The 15,689-nt window shown below is 68.8% G+C and carries 10 protein-coding genes and 1 pseudogene; 6 read left to right on the top strand and 5 right to left on the bottom strand.

Annotated elements, in window-relative coordinates; all coding sequences use genetic code 11:
• Positions 1 to 16: 16 nt before the first annotated feature.
• Together ACZ6TU_RS26145 and ACZ6TU_RS26140 are read left to right on the top strand one after the other, a co-directional pair.
• Positions 17 to 1,954: a S41 family peptidase gene (locus tag ACZ6TU_RS26145; RefSeq protein WP_467675950.1), complete on the top strand. Its 1,938-nt coding sequence runs from the start codon at positions 17 to 19 to the stop codon at positions 1,952 to 1,954.
• Between the two features lie 182 nt (positions 1,955 to 2,136).
• Positions 2,137 to 3,558, top strand: a complete 1,422-nt coding sequence (locus ACZ6TU_RS26140; RefSeq protein ID WP_467675948.1) for a DEAD/DEAH box helicase — start codon at positions 2,137 to 2,139, stop codon at positions 3,556 to 3,558.
• 95 nt (positions 3,559 to 3,653) lie between these two features.
• Here the strand turns inward: ACZ6TU_RS26140 and ACZ6TU_RS26135 are convergent, their stop codons facing one another.
• Complete coding sequence (locus ACZ6TU_RS26135; RefSeq protein ID WP_467675947.1) at positions 3,654 to 5,111, bottom strand: non-reducing end alpha-L-arabinofuranosidase family hydrolase; 1,458 nt, start codon at positions 5,109 to 5,111, stop codon at positions 3,654 to 3,656.
• A gap of 378 nt (positions 5,112 to 5,489) precedes the next feature.
• Between ACZ6TU_RS26135 and ACZ6TU_RS26130 the strand changes: the two genes are divergently transcribed.
• Positions 5,490 to 6,920 carry an endo-1,4-beta-xylanase gene (locus ACZ6TU_RS26130; protein WP_469551416.1) on the top strand — a complete coding sequence of 477 codons (1,431 nt, stop codon included), beginning with the start codon at positions 5,490 to 5,492 and terminating at the stop codon, positions 6,918 to 6,920.
• A 30-nt stretch (positions 6,921 to 6,950) separates the two neighbouring features.
• A complete protein-coding gene (locus tag ACZ6TU_RS26125) occupies positions 6,951 to 8,321 on the top strand; it encodes an RICIN domain-containing protein (RefSeq protein WP_467675943.1) in 1,371 nt (456 codons plus the stop codon).
• Between the two features lie 116 nt (positions 8,322 to 8,437).
• Here the strand turns inward: ACZ6TU_RS26125 and ACZ6TU_RS26120 are convergent, their stop codons facing one another.
• Complete coding sequence (locus tag ACZ6TU_RS26120) at positions 8,438 to 9,943, bottom strand: S53 family peptidase (protein ID WP_467675941.1); 1,506 nt, start codon at positions 9,941 to 9,943, stop codon at positions 8,438 to 8,440.
• A gap of 275 nt (positions 9,944 to 10,218) precedes the next feature.
• Between ACZ6TU_RS26120 and ACZ6TU_RS26115 the strand changes: the two genes are divergently transcribed.
• Entirely contained in the window at positions 10,219 to 11,367 is a 1,149-nt protein-coding gene (locus ACZ6TU_RS26115) for an acyltransferase family protein (RefSeq protein WP_467675940.1), read from the top strand.
• Here the strand turns inward: ACZ6TU_RS26115 and ACZ6TU_RS26110 are convergent.
• Complete coding sequence (locus ACZ6TU_RS26110) at positions 11,340 to 11,645, bottom strand: hypothetical protein (protein WP_467675938.1); 306 nt, start codon at positions 11,643 to 11,645, stop codon at positions 11,340 to 11,342. The genes ACZ6TU_RS26115 and ACZ6TU_RS26110 overlap by 28 nt on opposite strands.
• A 170-nt stretch (positions 11,646 to 11,815) precedes the next feature.
• Positions 11,816 to 14,008 (bottom strand): transglycosylase domain-containing protein, encoded by a 2,193-nt coding sequence (locus tag ACZ6TU_RS26105; protein ID WP_467675936.1) that lies wholly within the window; start codon positions 14,006 to 14,008, stop codon positions 11,816 to 11,818.
• 525 nt (positions 14,009 to 14,533) lie between these two features.
• On the opposite strand from ACZ6TU_RS26105, the pseudogene ACZ6TU_RS26100 reads away from it, so the two are divergent.
• Positions 14,534 to 14,734, top strand: a pseudogene (locus ACZ6TU_RS26100) (sensor histidine kinase); the annotation flags it as partial.
• A gap of 430 nt (positions 14,735 to 15,164) precedes the next feature.
• On the opposite strand, the gene ACZ6TU_RS26095 reads toward ACZ6TU_RS26100, so the two are convergent.
• Complete coding sequence (locus ACZ6TU_RS26095; RefSeq protein WP_467675934.1) at positions 15,165 to 15,560, bottom strand: DUF6281 family protein; 396 nt, start codon at positions 15,558 to 15,560, stop codon at positions 15,165 to 15,167.
• Between the last annotated feature and the right edge of the window lie 129 nt (positions 15,561 to 15,689).

The following is a 15,689-nucleotide window of genomic DNA, read 5'->3' as shown; positions in this document are numbered from 1 at the left end:
GGACTGGTGCATCACCATGACCCGACCGGTTCATGACAACGCACCCGAGTTCCTGCAGAATGCGGCGGAACCGGTACGCGACCACCTGCTCGGTGCGGCTCCCCTGCCCGCCTTCCTGCACGGCGCCGGCCAGTTGTCCCTGGAGGACCGCCGGCTCCTCGTCGACCAGGCCCTGCTCCTGCTGGAGCAGAACTACGTCCACCTGCCGCTGAAGACCGCGATGCACGCCGTCAACCCGGTCCAGCGGCTGCGGCTGCTGCGCCGGCGCATGGAGCGGCAGACACCGCAGACCATGCCGAGGGAGTGGCAGTTCCACGCGGAGATGTCGGAGATCTTCCACTCGGTGCGCGACCTGCACACCAACTACCTGCTGCCCGACCCCTTCAAGGGCAAGATCGCCTTCCTGCCGTTCCTCGTCGAGTCCTGCACGGACCAGGACCGCACCCGGTTCCTGGTCACCCACGTGGCGAGCGGCTTCTCGGCGCCGGGCTTCGAGCCGGGGGTCGAGATCACCCACTGGAGCGGCATCCCCGTCCTGGACGCCGTCGACCTCAACGCGGCCCGGTTCGCCGGCAGCAACACGGCGGCCCGGCGCAGCCGGGGTGTGCAGTCGCTGACCGTCCGGCCGCTCACCATCCATCTCCCGCCGCTGGAGGAGTGGGTGACGGTCAGCTACCTCGACCTCGCCGGAACGGCCCGGGAACTCCGGCAGAGCTGGCAGATCGTGGAGAACCTGCCCTCGTTCGTCTCCGCGGACCGGGGCACGGCCGTGTCCCAGGGCCTGGACCTCGACGGGGACGAGACCCAGCGGGCCAAGGTGCTGCTGTTCGCGCCCCGGGTGGTCGCCCAGGAGCGGGCAGCCGAGGCGGACGAACCCCTGCCGGACCTGGAGGCGGGCGAGATCGTCACCACCATGCCCAAGGTGTTCCGGGCCCGGGCCGTCACCACGCCGTCCGGAACGTTCGGCCACATCCGCATCTTCACGTTCAACGTCGACAGCCCCGGCACGTTCGTCGCCGAGTTCGTCCGGCTCATCCGGCAACTTCCGCAGGGCGGTCTGATCGTGGACGTCCGGGACAACGGCGGAGGGCACATCCACGCCGCCGAGTTCACCTTGCAGGCGCTGACGCCGCGCCGGATCACCCCCGAACCGGTGCAGTTCGTCAACACCCCGCTCAATCTGCGGATCTGCCGGCGCTTCCAGGGTGGTCCGGGTCTGGATCTGGGCCCGTGGGTGCCGTCCATGGAACAGGCCGTCGAGACCGGCTCGGTGTACTCCGGGGCCTTCCCGATCAGCCCCGAGAACGGCGCCAACGCCATCGGTCAGCAGTACTTCGGGCCCGTCGTGCTCATCACCAACGCCCGGTGCTACTCGGCCACGGACATCTTCGCGGCCGGCTTCCAGGACCACGGCATCGGCCCCGTGCTCGGCACCGACGAGAACACGGGCGCCGGCGGCGCCAACGTCTGGACGCACGACCTGCTGTCCGAGTTCCTGGCGGACGACCCGGGCACGCCCTACACGCGCCTGCCGAAGGGCGCCGGGATGCGGGTGTCGATACGCCGCACGCTGCGGGTCGGCCCGAACTCGGGCACGCCGGTGGAGGACCTGGGAGTCGTCCCCGACGAGCTGCATCGTATGACGCGCCGCGACCTGCTGGAGGGCAACACCGATCTCCTGGACCACGCGGGCCGGCTCCTGCAGGGTCTGGCTCCGCACGCCGTGACGATCACAGAGGCCGCCGCCGCCGACGGTGGGCTCCGTCTGAAGCTCACGGCGGAGAACATCGACCGCGTCGACGTCTACCTCGACCAGCGTCCCCGCGCCTCGGTCGACTTCACCGGCAGCCAGGCCGACCTGCTGGTCCACGGCGCCGCCTCCGCCCACACCGCCCACCTGGAGGGCTTCGAGGCCGGCCGCCTGGTCGCCAGCACGACCAGGGACCTGCCGTAGGCCTCCATTCGGGCCTGACCTGGTTGTGAGCGGCGCAACCAGGTCAGGCCCGGGCGGCGTGGACCGTGCTAACGTTGCGCGTTTGCAGCGTCGCTGTGCCGGTCTCCGTTCGGTGTCTCTGGCTGGTGGCCGCGTCCCCGCCGCGCCTTCCTCGGTACGGTCCCTTCGGAGGAAGGCTCTCTGTGAGCGAATCAGTACGTGCCGATGCCCGGCAGCAGGACGAGGTGTCCGAGGCGTCGGGCGCCACTTCGGTGGTGCCCAGGGCGGCGTCCTTCGCGCAGCTGGGGCTGCCGGCCGAGGTTCTGCGGGCGCTCGATGAGCACGGTGTGACCGTACCCTTCCCCATCCAGGCGGCGGCGCTGCCGAACGCGCTCGCGGGACGGGACGTCCTGGGCCGGGGCCGCACGGGATCCGGTAAGACGCTCGCCTTCGGCCTGGGGATGCTCGCCCGGACGGCCGGGCGGCGCGCGCAGCCCAAAGAGCCGCTGGCGCTCGTTCTGGTGCCCACCAGGGAGCTGGCGCAGCAGGTCGGTGAGGCGCTCACCCCGTATGCCGAGGCGCTGCGGCTGCGGCTCGCGACCGTGGTGGGCGGAGTGTCCATCGGACGGCAGGCCGCCGTGCTGCGGGACGGCGCGGAGATCGTCGTCGCCACGCCCGGTCGGCTGCACGACCTCATCGAGCGCAAGGGCTGCCGGCTGGGACGGGTCCGCATCGTGGTCCTGGACGAGGCCGACCAGATGTGTGACATGGGGTTCCTGCCGCAGGTCACCGAGATCCTGGACCAAGTGCGTCCCGACGGGCAGCGGATGCTGTTCTCCGCCACCCTCGACCGTGACGTCGACGAACTGGTGGAGCGCTACCTGCGCGACCCCGCCGTCCACTCCGTGGACCCCTCGTCCAGCGCGGTCTTCGCGATCGAGCACCACGTCTTCGTCGTGCACGGCCCGGACCGGTACGCCGTGACCACGGAGATCGCCGCTCGGGACGGCCGCGTCCTGCTGTTCCTGGACACCAAGCACGGCGTCGACCAGCTCACGCGGCACCTGCGGGCCAGCGGCGTGGCCGCCGCCGCCCTGCACAGCGGGAAATCTCAGCCGCAGCGCACCCGGACCCTGGCCCAGTTCAAGAACGGGCAGGTCACCGCGCTGGTGGCGACGAACGTCGCCGCACGCGGCCTGCACGTCGACGACCTCGACCTCGTGGTCAACGTCGACCCCGCCACCGACCCGAAGGACTATCTGCACCGCGCGGGCCGCACGGCCCGGGCCGGCCGCTCCGGCACCGTCGTGACGCTCGTCCTGTCGGCACAGCGCCGCGAGACGAGCCAGGTCATGGCGGACGCCGATGTAGCCCCCAAGGTCACCAAGGTGCGGTCCGGCGAGGCTGAGCTGAGCCGGATCACCGGTGCCAAGGCCCCCTCCGGAAAGCTGCTCGACGGCGGGCCGGCCGTACCGCGCCCCAAGAACCACAACGCCCCGTTCCGCGGCCTGGGCAGCACCAAGGACGCCGAGGGCGGTTCCGGCGGCAGGTCGTCCCGCAAGAGCAGCGAGGCCCGCAAGCTCGCGGAGGCCCGCAGAGCGGCCCGGGTACGGCGTGGCGGCTGAGACCGCTGACGTGGTCGCGTGACCCGGGCGGGCTCGGCCTTCCGCCGAGCCCGCCACGCCGGCTTCCTACCGGAAACCGGACTCGTGTCACGCCGTCAGCGCCGCAGTGTCAGCAGACCCGGACGGTAGGGCCATTGGCCGTAGTCGCCGCCGGAGTTGGGGTTGCGTCCCTGGTAGAGGAACTGCAGGTTGCAGGGATCGACGGTGAAGGTCTGATCGGCGCTGGTGCGGATCAGTTCGCCATGGCTGATGTCGTTGGTCCAGGTGGCGCCACTGTTGGCCTTGCCGGCGAAGGGATTGCTCTCGGTCGCGGCCTGGGGGGTCCATGAGCCGTTCAGACTGGTGGCCGTGAACGAGCGGAAGTAGCGGCCCTGCGAGCCCCTCGCCTCGACGATCATGAGGTAGCGGTTCTGGCCCTGGAGCTTGTAGACCTGCGGGGCTTCGAACAGGTTGTCCGCCGTATCGCTCATGATCGTTGTGTAGTTCGAGCCGAAACTGCTCGGGAAGTTCCCGATCGGCATGCTGGCCCGGTAGATCTTGCCGTTGTCACCGGCGAAGAACAGGTACATGTTCTGGCCGTCAGCGATGAGCGTCTGGTCGATGGGGCCGGTGCCGGAGCCGGTGATGCTTCCGGAGAAGAGCACCTTCTGTGCTGACCAGCCATTGGGGTTGGTGGGGTCGCTCGACGTCCGGTAGGAGAAGGCGCTCCCGCCGCCCCACTGGTAGGCGAGCACCCAGATGTTCTTCGGCGCGAAGTAGAAGAGCGTGGGCGCGACGGTGGAAGCCGACATCGTGTTCTGGCCGGCCGAGGCCATCTCCGGCCAGTTGGTGAACAGGCCGAAGTTCATCGAACCCCAGCCCGCTCCCGTTCCCGCGGCGCCGTGCGTCGTCGCATAGACGAGATGCTTGCCGTTGTAGGGGGCGACGGTGAAGTCCTTGAGCGAGGCCCACCCGGCCTTGGGCTGCGCCAGCGCGCCCGTCGATGTCCAGCGGTAGGTCGACGGGAGATTGCACGAGCCGGGGGGGTTGCCGCCGTCGACCTTGACGAGCTGCCACTGCTGGTTGGCGCCGCCCCAGTCGTCGTACTGGACGATGTTCGCGTTGTCGGCGGTGGAGGCGCCTTGTACTTCCAGAGCCTTGTTGCTGTGGCGCGAGATGAGCCGCACGTAGCCGTCCGAGCTGTCGGCCAGCCGCCACTGCTGGTTGGTGGCGTTCAGGTCGGCCCACTGGACGATCGAGCCGCCGTTCGCGGTGGACCAGTTGTGGACGTCCAGCACCTTGCCCGAATGGCGGGACTTGATGCGGTAGTAGCCGCCCCCGGAATCGACGAACTGCCACTGCTGCTGGTTCTGATCGTTCCTGGCCCACTGGGTGATGCGGGCGCCGTCGCCGGTCGCCATGTTGTGGACGTCCAGGGCCTTGCCGCTGTTGCGGTTGACCAGCACGTACGAGGCGTTGGGGTCTACGGTCGCGGCGCCGGCGGGCTGGGCCCCGAGGAAGGTGGCCACGAGCAGCAAGGGCGCGAGGACGGCGAGTAAGCGTCTCAGACGCATCAGGGGCACTCCTTTGGGGGCGGGGTGAGGGGACCCCGAGGAACCATCTCGAAACATTTCGAAGAATTCCCGGAAGCTTTGACGCCACAAGCTAGGAATGAGGGGCCCTTTGGTCAAGGCCTGTCACGGATCTGTCCACAAACAGCGCTTCGCCTCGCACGCGAATGTTTCGGGCGAGGAATCGAAAGTTTTTTTGCGAGGAGTATTGACGATGCATCGTCAATCCCTCAATCATCCCTGTCTGAGAACCCGGCCTTAGTTCGAAATATCGAACCACCGTCGGCCCTGGGCAATCTGTGCACCGGTGAGGTTCGCACCAGCGGACGACGCATTCCTGCGCTTCAGTCCTTCCTTGATTTCTACCTTGGAGGCACAGTCATGGGCTCGTATGCCCTTCCCAGACCCGTTGTCCGCCGGAAGATCCGCGGCCTGCTGCTGGCGCTGGTCGTCGGCGTCCTCGGTGCGGTCACCGCACTGGTCGCGCCGCCGACCGCACACGCCGCCGAGAACACGCTCGGCGCCGCGGCGGCGCAGAGCGGCCGTTACTTCGGCACCGCCATCGCCTCGGGCAGGCTGGGCGACTCGGCGTACACGACGATCGCGGGCCGTGAGTTCAACTCGGTGACCGCCGAGAACGAGATGAAGATCGATGCCACCGAACCGCAGCGGGGCCAGTTCAACTTCACCGCCGCTGACCGCGTCTACAACTGGGCGGTGCAGAACGGCAAGCAGGTGCGCGGCCACACCCTGGCCTGGCACTCCCAGCAGCCCGGCTGGATGCAGAGCCTCAGCGGCAGCTCGCTGCGCCAGTCGATGATCGGCCACATCAACGGTGTGATGGCCCACTACAAGGGCAAGATCGCCCAGTGGGACGTCGTGAACGAGGCCTTCGCCGACGGCAGTTCGGGAGCCCGGCGCGACTCCAACCTGCAACGCACCGGCAACGACTGGATCGAGGTCGCCTTCCGCACCGCGCGCGCCGCCGACCCTGCCGCCAAGCTCTGCTACAACGACTACAACGTCGAGAACTGGACCTGGGCCAAGACCCAGGCCATGTACGCCATGGTCCGGGACTTCAAGCAGCGCGGCGTGCCGATCGACTGCGTCGGCTTCCAGTCGCACTTCAACAGCGGCAGCCCCTACAACAGCAACTTCCGCACCACCCTGCGGAACTTCGCCGCCCTCGGCGTCGACGTGGCCATCACCGAACTCGACATCCAGGGCGCCCCGGCCACGACCTACGCCAACGTGACCAACGACTGCCTGGCTGTCCCGCGCTGCCTCGGCATCACCGTCTGGGGTGTGCGCGACACCGACTCCTGGCGAGCGGAGCAGACGCCGCTGCTGTTCAACGGCAACGGCAGCAAGAAGCCCGCCTACACCGCCGTCCTCAACGCACTCAACGGCGGCTCTACTACGCCCCCTTCGGATGGCGGACCGATCAAGGGCGTCGGTTCGGGCCGCTGCCTGGACGTGCCCGGCACCAGTACCACCGACGGCACCCAGCTCAACCTGTGGGACTGCCACAACGGCACCAACCAGCAGTGGACGTACACCGCCGCCGGCGAGCTCAAGGTCTACGGCAACAAGTGCCTGGACGCCGCCGGCACCGGCAACGGCACCAAAGTCCAGATCTACGGCTGCTGGGGCGGCGACAACCAGAAATGGCGCCTCAACTCCGACGGATCCATCGTCGGCGTCCAGTCCGGCCTCTGCCTCGACGCCGTCTCAGGCAGCACCGCCAATGGCACCCTGATCCAGCTCTACTCCTGCTCGAACGGCAGCAACCAACGCTGGACCCGCGCCTGATGGGACCTGCCCAAACGAAGGGGTGAATCGATGAAGACCTACGGTGCGGCTTCCCCCGCCCCTCCACGCAGACATCGCTGGTGGTCCCGGGTCGCCGCCGTGGTGGCGGCGACCCTCGCGATCGGCATGCTCACCGCGGTGAATCCGACGCCCGCCGAGGCGGCGACGGTGGACACCAATGCCTGGTACGTCCTGGTCAATCGCAACAGCGGCAAGGCGCTGGACGTCTCCGGCACGTCCACCGCCGACGGCGCGCGGGTCAGCCAGTGGACGCGCAACGACGCAGCCAACCAGCAGTGGCAGTTCGTGGACTCCGGCGGCGGCTTCTACCGCCTCAAGGCCCGGCATTCGGGCAAGGTTCTGGACGTTGCCGGCGCCTCGACCGCAGACGGTGCCGCGATCCAGCAGTGGGCCGACCACAACGGGGCCAACCAGCAGTTCCGCCTGGCCGACTCCGACGCGGGTCACGTCCGGCTGATCAACCGCACCAGCGGCAAGGCGGTGGAGGTGCAGGGCGCCTCCACCGCCGACGGCGGCAACGTCGTCCAGTACTCCGACTGGGGCGGCGCCAACCAGCAATGGCAGATGGTCAAGCTGTCGTCGGGTGGCGGCGGCGGATGCGGCAGTGCCCCGACTCTGGCGAGCGGTACGCACACGATTCAGAGCGGCGGCAAGAGCCGCAGCTTCATCCTCAGGGTTCCCGCCAACTACGACAACAGCCACCGCTACCGGCTGATCTTCGCGTTCCACTGGCGGGGCGGAACCGCCGGCGACGTCGCCTCGGGCGGCACGAGCGGGAACGCCTGGTCCTACTACGGCCAACAGGAACAGTCGAACAACAGCGCGATCCTCGTCGCCCCCCAGGGCCTCGGCAACGGCTGGGCCAATTCGGGCGGTGAGGACGTCACCTTCGTCGACGACATGATCCGGCGCATCGAGGGCGGCCTCTGTGTCAACCCGGCACAGCGCTTCGCCACGGGCTTCAGCTGGGGCGGCGGTATGAGCTACGCACTCGCATGCAGCCGGGCGAACGCCTTCAGGGCCGTCGCGGTCATCTCCGGCGCTCAGATCAGCGGGTGCAGCGGCGGCAATCAGCCCATCGCCTACTTCGGAATCCACGGCATCAGCGACTCCGTCCTCAACATCGGGCAAGGACGGTCCCTGCGCGACAAGTTCGTCAGCAACAACGGCTGCACCCCGCAGAGGCCGCGCGAGCCCGCGCCGGGCAGCCGAACGCACATCACCACCACCTACTCGGGATGCCGTGCCGGATACCCGGTCCAATGGGCCGCTTTTGACGGAGGCCACATACCCGGTCCGGTCGACGGCTCCCCCGGCGAAAGCGGCGTCGCCACCTGGACCAAAGCGGAGATCTGGAGGTTCTTCGCACAGTTCCAGTGACATGCCCGCACCACCCACAGGTCGTAACGACCGTCCAGGGGCGTCCAGCCGATCCAGGAGGCAACGGGCATCGCGCCGCCGGCCGGCGGCGCGATGCCCGGCTGGGGCCCGGAAGGTCAGCCGCCGTGCACGGCGCTGACGAGGTCGGGCAGGAGCTTCGCCGCGTTCGGCGTCCCCAGTCCGGTGACGGGGTCCCATCCTGTGCCGGCCGCATAGCCCGGGACCGACGTCTCGGCGGTGTTGTTGCCCACGGTGACGTCGTTGAAGTCGGCCGCGTAGGTGGCCGGGTCGGACGCGAGCTTGTACAGAGCCGGGTTGATCCGTCCGAGTCCACCGTGGTTGATCTGGGCGGCGATGGAGACCAGGCCCGCCCATTGAGGACACGCCAGTGACGTGCCGCCGATGTCGTACCAGCCCGTGCTGCACGGTGTGCTGCCGCACTTCAGCCCGCTCTGGCCGTCGGGCGGGAGGGACAGGTACACCAGAGCTCCCGTCGACGGACTCGCCTGCAGGGAGATGTCCGGAACGCCGCGCATGGCGCCGATGGCCGTGCTGCCGGCCGGCAGCGTGCCCGACTGGTAGTCCGGCTTGGCGAAGACGCTGCTGTAGCCGCCGCCGGAACCGGTCCAGCCGGTCTCCGACTGGCCGGGGGCGTTCTGGCAAGCCCCCGGCGGGGAGGCGCTGTCGACGACCCTGCCGCTGGTGGCGCCCGGGTCGGTGCACAGGTTCGTGCCGCCCACTCCGGTGACCAGCGGGTCGGATGCCGGCCACTCGACAGCGGGACCGGAGAGCGTCGACCCGCCCTGGCCCACAGGTGTCTTGGCCGAGCCGGCGCTTCCGTCGTCACCCGACGAGCCGAGAACGGTGACGCCGTTCTGTGCCGCCGACTTGAAGGCGTAGCGCAGTTTCTCCAGCGACTGAGCGCTGCCGAAGGCGCCCTCCGCGGAGGCGAACGACTGGGAGATGACGGTGGCGAGGTGATGCGCGACGACGTACTGCTCGGCGGCCATCATCTGAGGGAAGCCCTGTACCCCGAGGGTCTCGGCGGTGGGGGTGGTCACCAGCAGGATGTTGGCGCCGGGCGCCATGGCATGGGCGGTCTCGACGTCAAGAGCCACCTCCAGTGCCCACGCGCTCTTGTCCTCCTGCCCGGGGCCGCTGCTCGTGGACGGTGGCGCTTTGGTGGCGGGCGAGCCCTGAAGATGAAGCTCGCTGAAGGTCGGCATGCCGGACGCACAGCTGACGCCCTCTTCCCCGCACATGGGCGCGATGCCGAATGCACGGTCGAAGACATGCAGGTCGTGGGCCATGGTGTCGCTGCCGTAGGAGTCGACGACGGCGATCGTCTGACCGCGTCCGTCGTCCCCGGCTGAGTGCAGCGGGCCCACGTTGTAGGCGGCCTGGATGGCTTGCGGGGTGAAGCAGCGGCGTCCTGCTGAGGCGCACTGCGACTGGGTGGGTGGGGTCTGGCTGGTGGTCACCTGTGTGTAGTCGGCCACGGTAGGCCGTACGCGCGGATAGGCGGCCTGGTGGGCCGCGCTCGTCGCGGGGACGGCGCCCGCCGCCGCGAGGCTGAGGGTTCCCACCCCCGCGAGTAGCCACCGTCTGATGGTGCGTGCCATCAGAGTCCTTCCTTGAGTGCGAAAGGGGACTTGGGCGTCCGCCACCTCAGGTGGGGGGTGGGTACAGGGGGTGCGGACGTGGCGAGGCTAGCCCTCGCGGCTGCCGGGCCAACACATTCGTCCTGTCAACAATGATCAAAGAATGGCCCTTGCCGAACAGGTCGAGCGGACGGCCCACACCGATGTGATGCTCCCCACGAGCCCGGAATGAAAGGCGACGATCGGGCAAGGCTCACGCGCATGCCGCACATGCACAACACTCGGCAGGTGACGTGATGGCGGCGGCCGGGGCAACCCGGAAGCTGCCCGCCACAGCGACCGCAGTCGAGGCCGCTTCCACAACTCCGGCGCCTTCACTGCCGTCGCTCACGGGACTGCGATGGATGGCGGCGGTGCTGGTCTTCGGGCTGCATGTGCGCAACTTCGGATACTTCGGGGGTACCGGCGGGCGTATCGCGACGTGGGGGTTCGGGGCCGGGGCCACCGGGGTGTCGTTCTTCTTCATCCTCTCCGGCTTCGTCCTGATGTGGTCCGCACGGCCGGGCGACCGAGCACCGGCGTTCTGGTGGCGGCGTATCGCCCGGATCTATCCGGTCCACCTCGTCACCGCCGCGATCGCGCTGTTCATGGGCCTCACCCTGGCCCATCAGGTGAAGCCCACCCTGTATCAGACCCTGGCCAATGTGTTGCTGCTGCATTCCTGGTGGCGCCCCTGGTGGCAGACGCTGGATCCCGTCAGCTGGTCGCTTGCCTGCGAGGCATTTTTCTATGCCGCCTTTCCGCTGCTGGCTCTCTGGCTGCGCCGCCTGGGAGCCCGGGGATCGGCCGTCCTGGCCGGTTTGTCGGTGCTGGCGGTGCTGGTGCTGGCCTGGTCGGACGCGCACCACTGGCTGGGCCAGCCGCTCTACTCCTTCCCTGCGGCCCGCCTCCCCGAGTTCGTCCTCGGTGCCGCTGTCGCCCGCATCGTCGGTCTCGGCCAGTGGCGCGGGCCCAGCCCGCAGGCCTCACTCGCTGTGGCGATCGTCGGCTACTTCCTCGTCCCCCACGTCCCCGCCGGATACCCGGCCACCACCTGCACCCTCATCGGCTTCGCCCTGCTCATCCCGGCTGCGGCCGTCGCCGACCTACGCGGCCTCCCCTCGATGTGGCGGCACCGAAGGCTGGTGCGGCTGGGCGAACTCTCCTTCGCCTTCTACATGATCCATCTCCTGGTGCTGCGGATCGGCACCAACCTGCTCGGCACCTCTCCGCACTTCGGCGTGCTGCCGGCGCTGACCACCACCGTCGTCGCGTTCGCCGTGGCGCTGGGGTTGTCCTGGGCCTTGTACGAGGGTCTGGAACGCCCGGCCAGACGACTGCTCCTGCGCAGGTATTCCCGGGGTGAACACCGCGCCGGTCAGCCGGCCGCCGGACGGCAGTCGTAGAGGGTGAAACTCCCGTTCGCCTCCGCACTCATGGAGCCCCGGACCGACACGGCAGCGTCCGCGGCGATCTGCTGCTCGCTGTCCCGCACCGCAAGCGGCAGTTGCTCGCCTGGGATGGAGCCGAGGGCGTAGACGGTGAGTCCGGCGACCGAGAGCAGAAGCACCATCAGGATGGCGACCGGCGGGCGGACGCCGCCTATGAGCGGCATGTCGGCGCGGCGGCGAATGCGGTGTCGCCGCGGCGCCCGGGCGTACGTGGACAGGGCGGGCCCTCTCACAGCGCCGACAAGCACCTACAAAAGCCGACAACGGTCGCTGAACGCACATAGGTTATTGCGGTTTAGTCATGATTTCTTCACTTATGGGCATTAAAGCGGTAAGGATCAGGCTCCGCCGCCTGCGCACCTCATCCTGAGACGTTCTGGCGGGGCCGGAGCCGGAGCCCAGGTCATCGGTGTGGTGATGACCCGCCACCGTTCCCTTGCTTGCCGCCTCCCGGGCCGAGGAGACCTCCTGTCAGGCCGGGACTGGTCGGCGAGGGGGAGGGTGTGGGAGCGGTGGGAGAGGTGCACCCGCCGGGGATGTCGCTGCACGGCGTGACGGACGGGGACGGTGCCGGTGTGGTGGGTGAGGGGGTGCTCGAGGGCGACTCGGTCGGGGAGGCCGACGGGGTGGCGGACGGAGCGCCGTTCTCGTTGGCTCCCTGGCCGAGTGGCGGTGCCGGAGGGAAGGACTTCACGGGCTGGCCCTGGAGGGCGGCGGACATGTAGCCGAGCCACACCTGGGTGGGCATGTCCGCGCCGAAGACCTTGCTGTAGCCGCCGACTCCGGACATGGACCGCAGGCCCGAGTTGCCGGAGCCCTCCTTGAACATGGTGACCGCCGTGGACAACTGCGGGGTGTAGCCGATGAACCAGGCGGACTTGTAGTCGTCCGTGGTGCCGGTCTTGCCTGCGGCGGGTCGTCCGAGGCCCAAGGCGTTGGTGCCGGTGCCGTGCTTCACCACGTCCCTCAGCACGTTGGTGACGGTGTCGGCGGTCGAGGCGGGCATGGCCCGGGCGCCGACGGGCGGGGTGAAACCGGGGAGTTGCCGCCCGCCGTCGAGGACCATGGTGACCGAGTAGGGCTCGTGGTGGACCCCTTCCGCGGCGAAGGTGCCATAGGCGTCGGCCATGCGGATGGCCGACGGGGTGGAGGTGCCGATGTAGAAGCCGGCGGTGTTGTACTGGAGGCTGCTGCGCAGCAGGCCGGCCGCCAGCGCCTCGTTCTCCACGGTGTCGTACCCGACGTACTCGCCCAGCTGGACGTACGGGGTGTTGACCGACTGCTCCATTGCCTTGCGCAGGGTGATGTAACCCCACTTGGTGGAGACGTCGTTCTGCTGATGGAGCAGCCCGGTGGGGTCGCTGCCGTCCGGGAGGTACTGGCCCTGCTGGTTCTTGATCTTGATGCCGTTGTCGCCGTCGAACCTGCTCTCCGGCGTGATCGGCGACGGCGGCTGCCCGGGGGAGAGGACCGCGCCGTGGTCCAGGGCGGCGGCGAGATCGAAGGGCTTGAAGGTGGAACCGACCGGCACGCCGGAACTGTTGGCGTTGTCCGTGTAGTGGCCCTTGTTCCAGCCGTCGCCGCCGTACAGGGCCACGATCGCTCCGGTGGCCGGGTCGACGGAGGCGGCACCGACCTGCACGTTCCGGTCCGCCGGCCGGTGCCGCGGGTCCAGGTGCCGCCCCCGCATCCTGGCCACCGAGGCGCTCAGTTCGGCGACCTGGTGCCTGTCGAACGTGGTGTGGATCTGGTAGCCGCCCTGGTTCAGTTGCTGGTCGGTGAGGGACGAGTGCTGCTCGACGTACTGCTGCGCGATCTGGACGAGGTAGCCGACCTGCCCGCTCAGCGAGCCGGAGTGGGTCATCGGTTTCGGCACCGGGAAGCCGGCCCGCAGATACCGCTGTTCCTGTGAGGGGCTCAACTTCCCGATGGCGGCCATCCGGTTCAGCACGTACTTCCAGCGGGCGGTGGCCTGGGGGCGGGCCTGCGGGTCGTCGGCGTTCATCATCACGCTCGGCTCGTTCACCGTGGCCGCCAGGAACGCTCCCTGGCTGACGTTCAGCCTCTCCACCGGGAGGTGGTAGTACGCCTGGGCGGCGGCCTCGATGCCGTAGGCCCCGCGGCCGTAGTAGTTGCTGTTCAGATAGCCCTGGAGAATCTGCTGCTTGCTGAGCTTCGCTCCGATCTTCAAAGAGATCATGATCTCCTTGAACTTGCGCGACAGGGTCTGGTCCTGGCTGAGGTAGGTGTTCTTCACGAACTGCTGCGTGATGGTCGACCCGGACTGCACCTGGCCGCCCTCCGCCATGTGGTAAAGCGCCCGGAGGATGCCCTGGGGGTCGATGCCCGGATCGGTGTAGAAGGACGCGTTCTCCGCCGCGAGGAAGTCCCACCGCACATCGGACGGAACCTGCGACAGGTTGACGTTCTGCCGGTTCACCTGGCCCACGCTGGCCATCTGCGAACCGTCCGACCAGTAGAACACGTTGTTCTGGAGCTGGGTGTTCGGATTGACGCTCGGAACGGACACCGTCGCGTAGGCGAAGCCAACCGCGCCGGCCATGCCGCCGAAGAGCAGCATGAGGACGGTCAACACCTGCTTCCAGGACGGCAGCCAGCGCCGCGGACCGCGTCTGCCGGCCCGCGGATAGTCGATCAGCCGCCGCTTCCCGGACGTCCCGCGCCGGGAAGAAGCGGCCGATCGCCCGCTCGGTCCGTGTCTCGCCGTCGTCCTGCGCGACGAGCGCCGGTTCACCGTCCGGGCGGCCCTGCGCATCTCCGCTCGGGTCATCCCGGGCTGTCCGCCCGCAGGGTCCTTGTGCGAAGGAGGCCCGCTACGGTAATCGCTCATCCTTGCTGCCTTCAGTGAGATTCGCATGCCGGAGTCGGTCGTAAGAGGCGTGACCGTGCGTGCGAGTGAGAAGGCTTCGTGCAGGTGAACGGCCCAGCGCTTTTGCTTCTGTGTCGGTTCGAGGGACCGGCGCCAAGCTGAGCCTAAGCAGACCATGCCGGGCAGAGGCGACTGCTTGGCGCCCTGTTGACCGCTCCATCGATACGAAATGGCCTCCGGCTGACCGACTCGATACTTCGATCAGGCCCTCGACCGGGCATCCGGGAGGGCGTGATCGCCTTCGATCCCCACGGCCGGATCACCGTCGTCAACGACGAGGCCCGCAATCTGCTCCGCCTCGGCACGGCGCTCGGCAGCAGGCTTGACGACGTGCTGCCCGACGGGCGGCTGCGCCGCGCCCTGGACGGCACCCTGACCGGCACTGACCTCAGCGTGCTGACCGACGACCACTGCCTGGTGGTCAACCGGATGCCGGTGACCCTGCACGGCCGTGAACTGGGCGCGGTGGTCACCGTCCGCGACCGCACCGAGCTGATCGGGCTGCTGCGCGAACTGGACTCGGTGCGCGGGCCGGCCGACGCCCTGCGCGCCCAGCAGCACGAATTCACCAACCGTATGCACAACCGTGGCCGGGCTGCTGGACATCGGCGACCACGAGGCGGCCTTCGAGTACGCCGCCGAGTCGGCCGGCGCCGACCAGGCGCTGGCAACGGCCTCGGCGGATCGTCGGTGGGTGGCCGGGCTGCAGCAGTACGAACCGGTGCTGAACGCGCTGGACACTTCGCGCGCCGCTTGCAAGATCGAGAACTCGGCGACGGCCCTCAGCGTGATCCTCGCCGTGTTCGAGCGCCGCAGCAGCAGGCCGGGCTGGTGCGGGGCGGTGGCGCCGCTCGCACCGGCGTCAGGATCCGTCGATCAGTTTCCGCACCTCGGGCGGCAGTTCCTTGTGCGAGTAGACGGCAACGATCCGCGCGTCCGCAGGTGTGTCGCCGACCGCGATGGCCACCTCGGGTGGGACGCCGTTCACCTCGTAGGCCGTCATCGTGTCCGCCGGTAGGGTCTCTTCCTGGCCGCCTGTGTCGTCGCACGCGGGCTGGGTGGCGGTGCCCAGCTTTCCGCCGACCGTGAATGTTACGTCCGCGACGTCCACGTATGTCCGGTCCTGATGCAGGATCCGGTAGGCGCAGGACGCCGACCCGTCGCCGTCACTGCTGTTGCTCGTCGTGCACGCCGCAGCCGCCACGGCCATGGCCGCCATCAGCAGCGGCAGACCCGCGGAGCTCCCGGACCATCTCATCGACGCCTCCCATGGGGACTGCCTGGTAACCCAGTGAGATCGTTTCATCTTGAACTCGCAGGTCGGGTCTCTGGCGTGGGTGGAGATTGACTCGCTCGTGCTGGTCTAGGACGTGATCATTAGCAGGTG

This window comes from Streptomyces sp. NPDC052064, from assembly GCF_055585925.1.
Note: the sequence above shows the minus strand (reverse complement) of the source record. Positions and strands in the feature narration are given on the sequence as shown.

Coding starts and splice junctions, on each gene's coding strand:
- ACZ6TU_RS26145 (WP_467675950.1), top strand. CDS start 17: ATGACCCGACCGGTTCATGACAACGCACCCGAGTTCCTGCAGAATGCG.
- ACZ6TU_RS26135 (WP_467675947.1), bottom strand. CDS start 5,111: ATGCGTCTGAGACGCTTACTCGCCGTCCTCGCGCCCTTGCTGCTCGTG.
- ACZ6TU_RS26130 (WP_469551416.1), top strand. CDS start 5,490: ATGGGCTCGTATGCCCTTCCCAGACCCGTTGTCCGCCGGAAGATCCGC.
- ACZ6TU_RS26125 (WP_467675943.1), top strand. CDS start 6,951: ATGAAGACCTACGGTGCGGCTTCCCCCGCCCCTCCACGCAGACATCGC.
- ACZ6TU_RS26120 (WP_467675941.1), bottom strand. CDS start 9,943: ATGGCACGCACCATCAGACGGTGGCTACTCGCGGGGGTGGGAACCCTC.
- ACZ6TU_RS26115 (WP_467675940.1), top strand. CDS start 10,219: ATGGCGGCGGCCGGGGCAACCCGGAAGCTGCCCGCCACAGCGACCGCA.
- ACZ6TU_RS26095 (WP_467675934.1), bottom strand. CDS start 15,560: ATGAGATGGTCCGGGAGCTCCGCGGGTCTGCCGCTGCTGATGGCGGCC.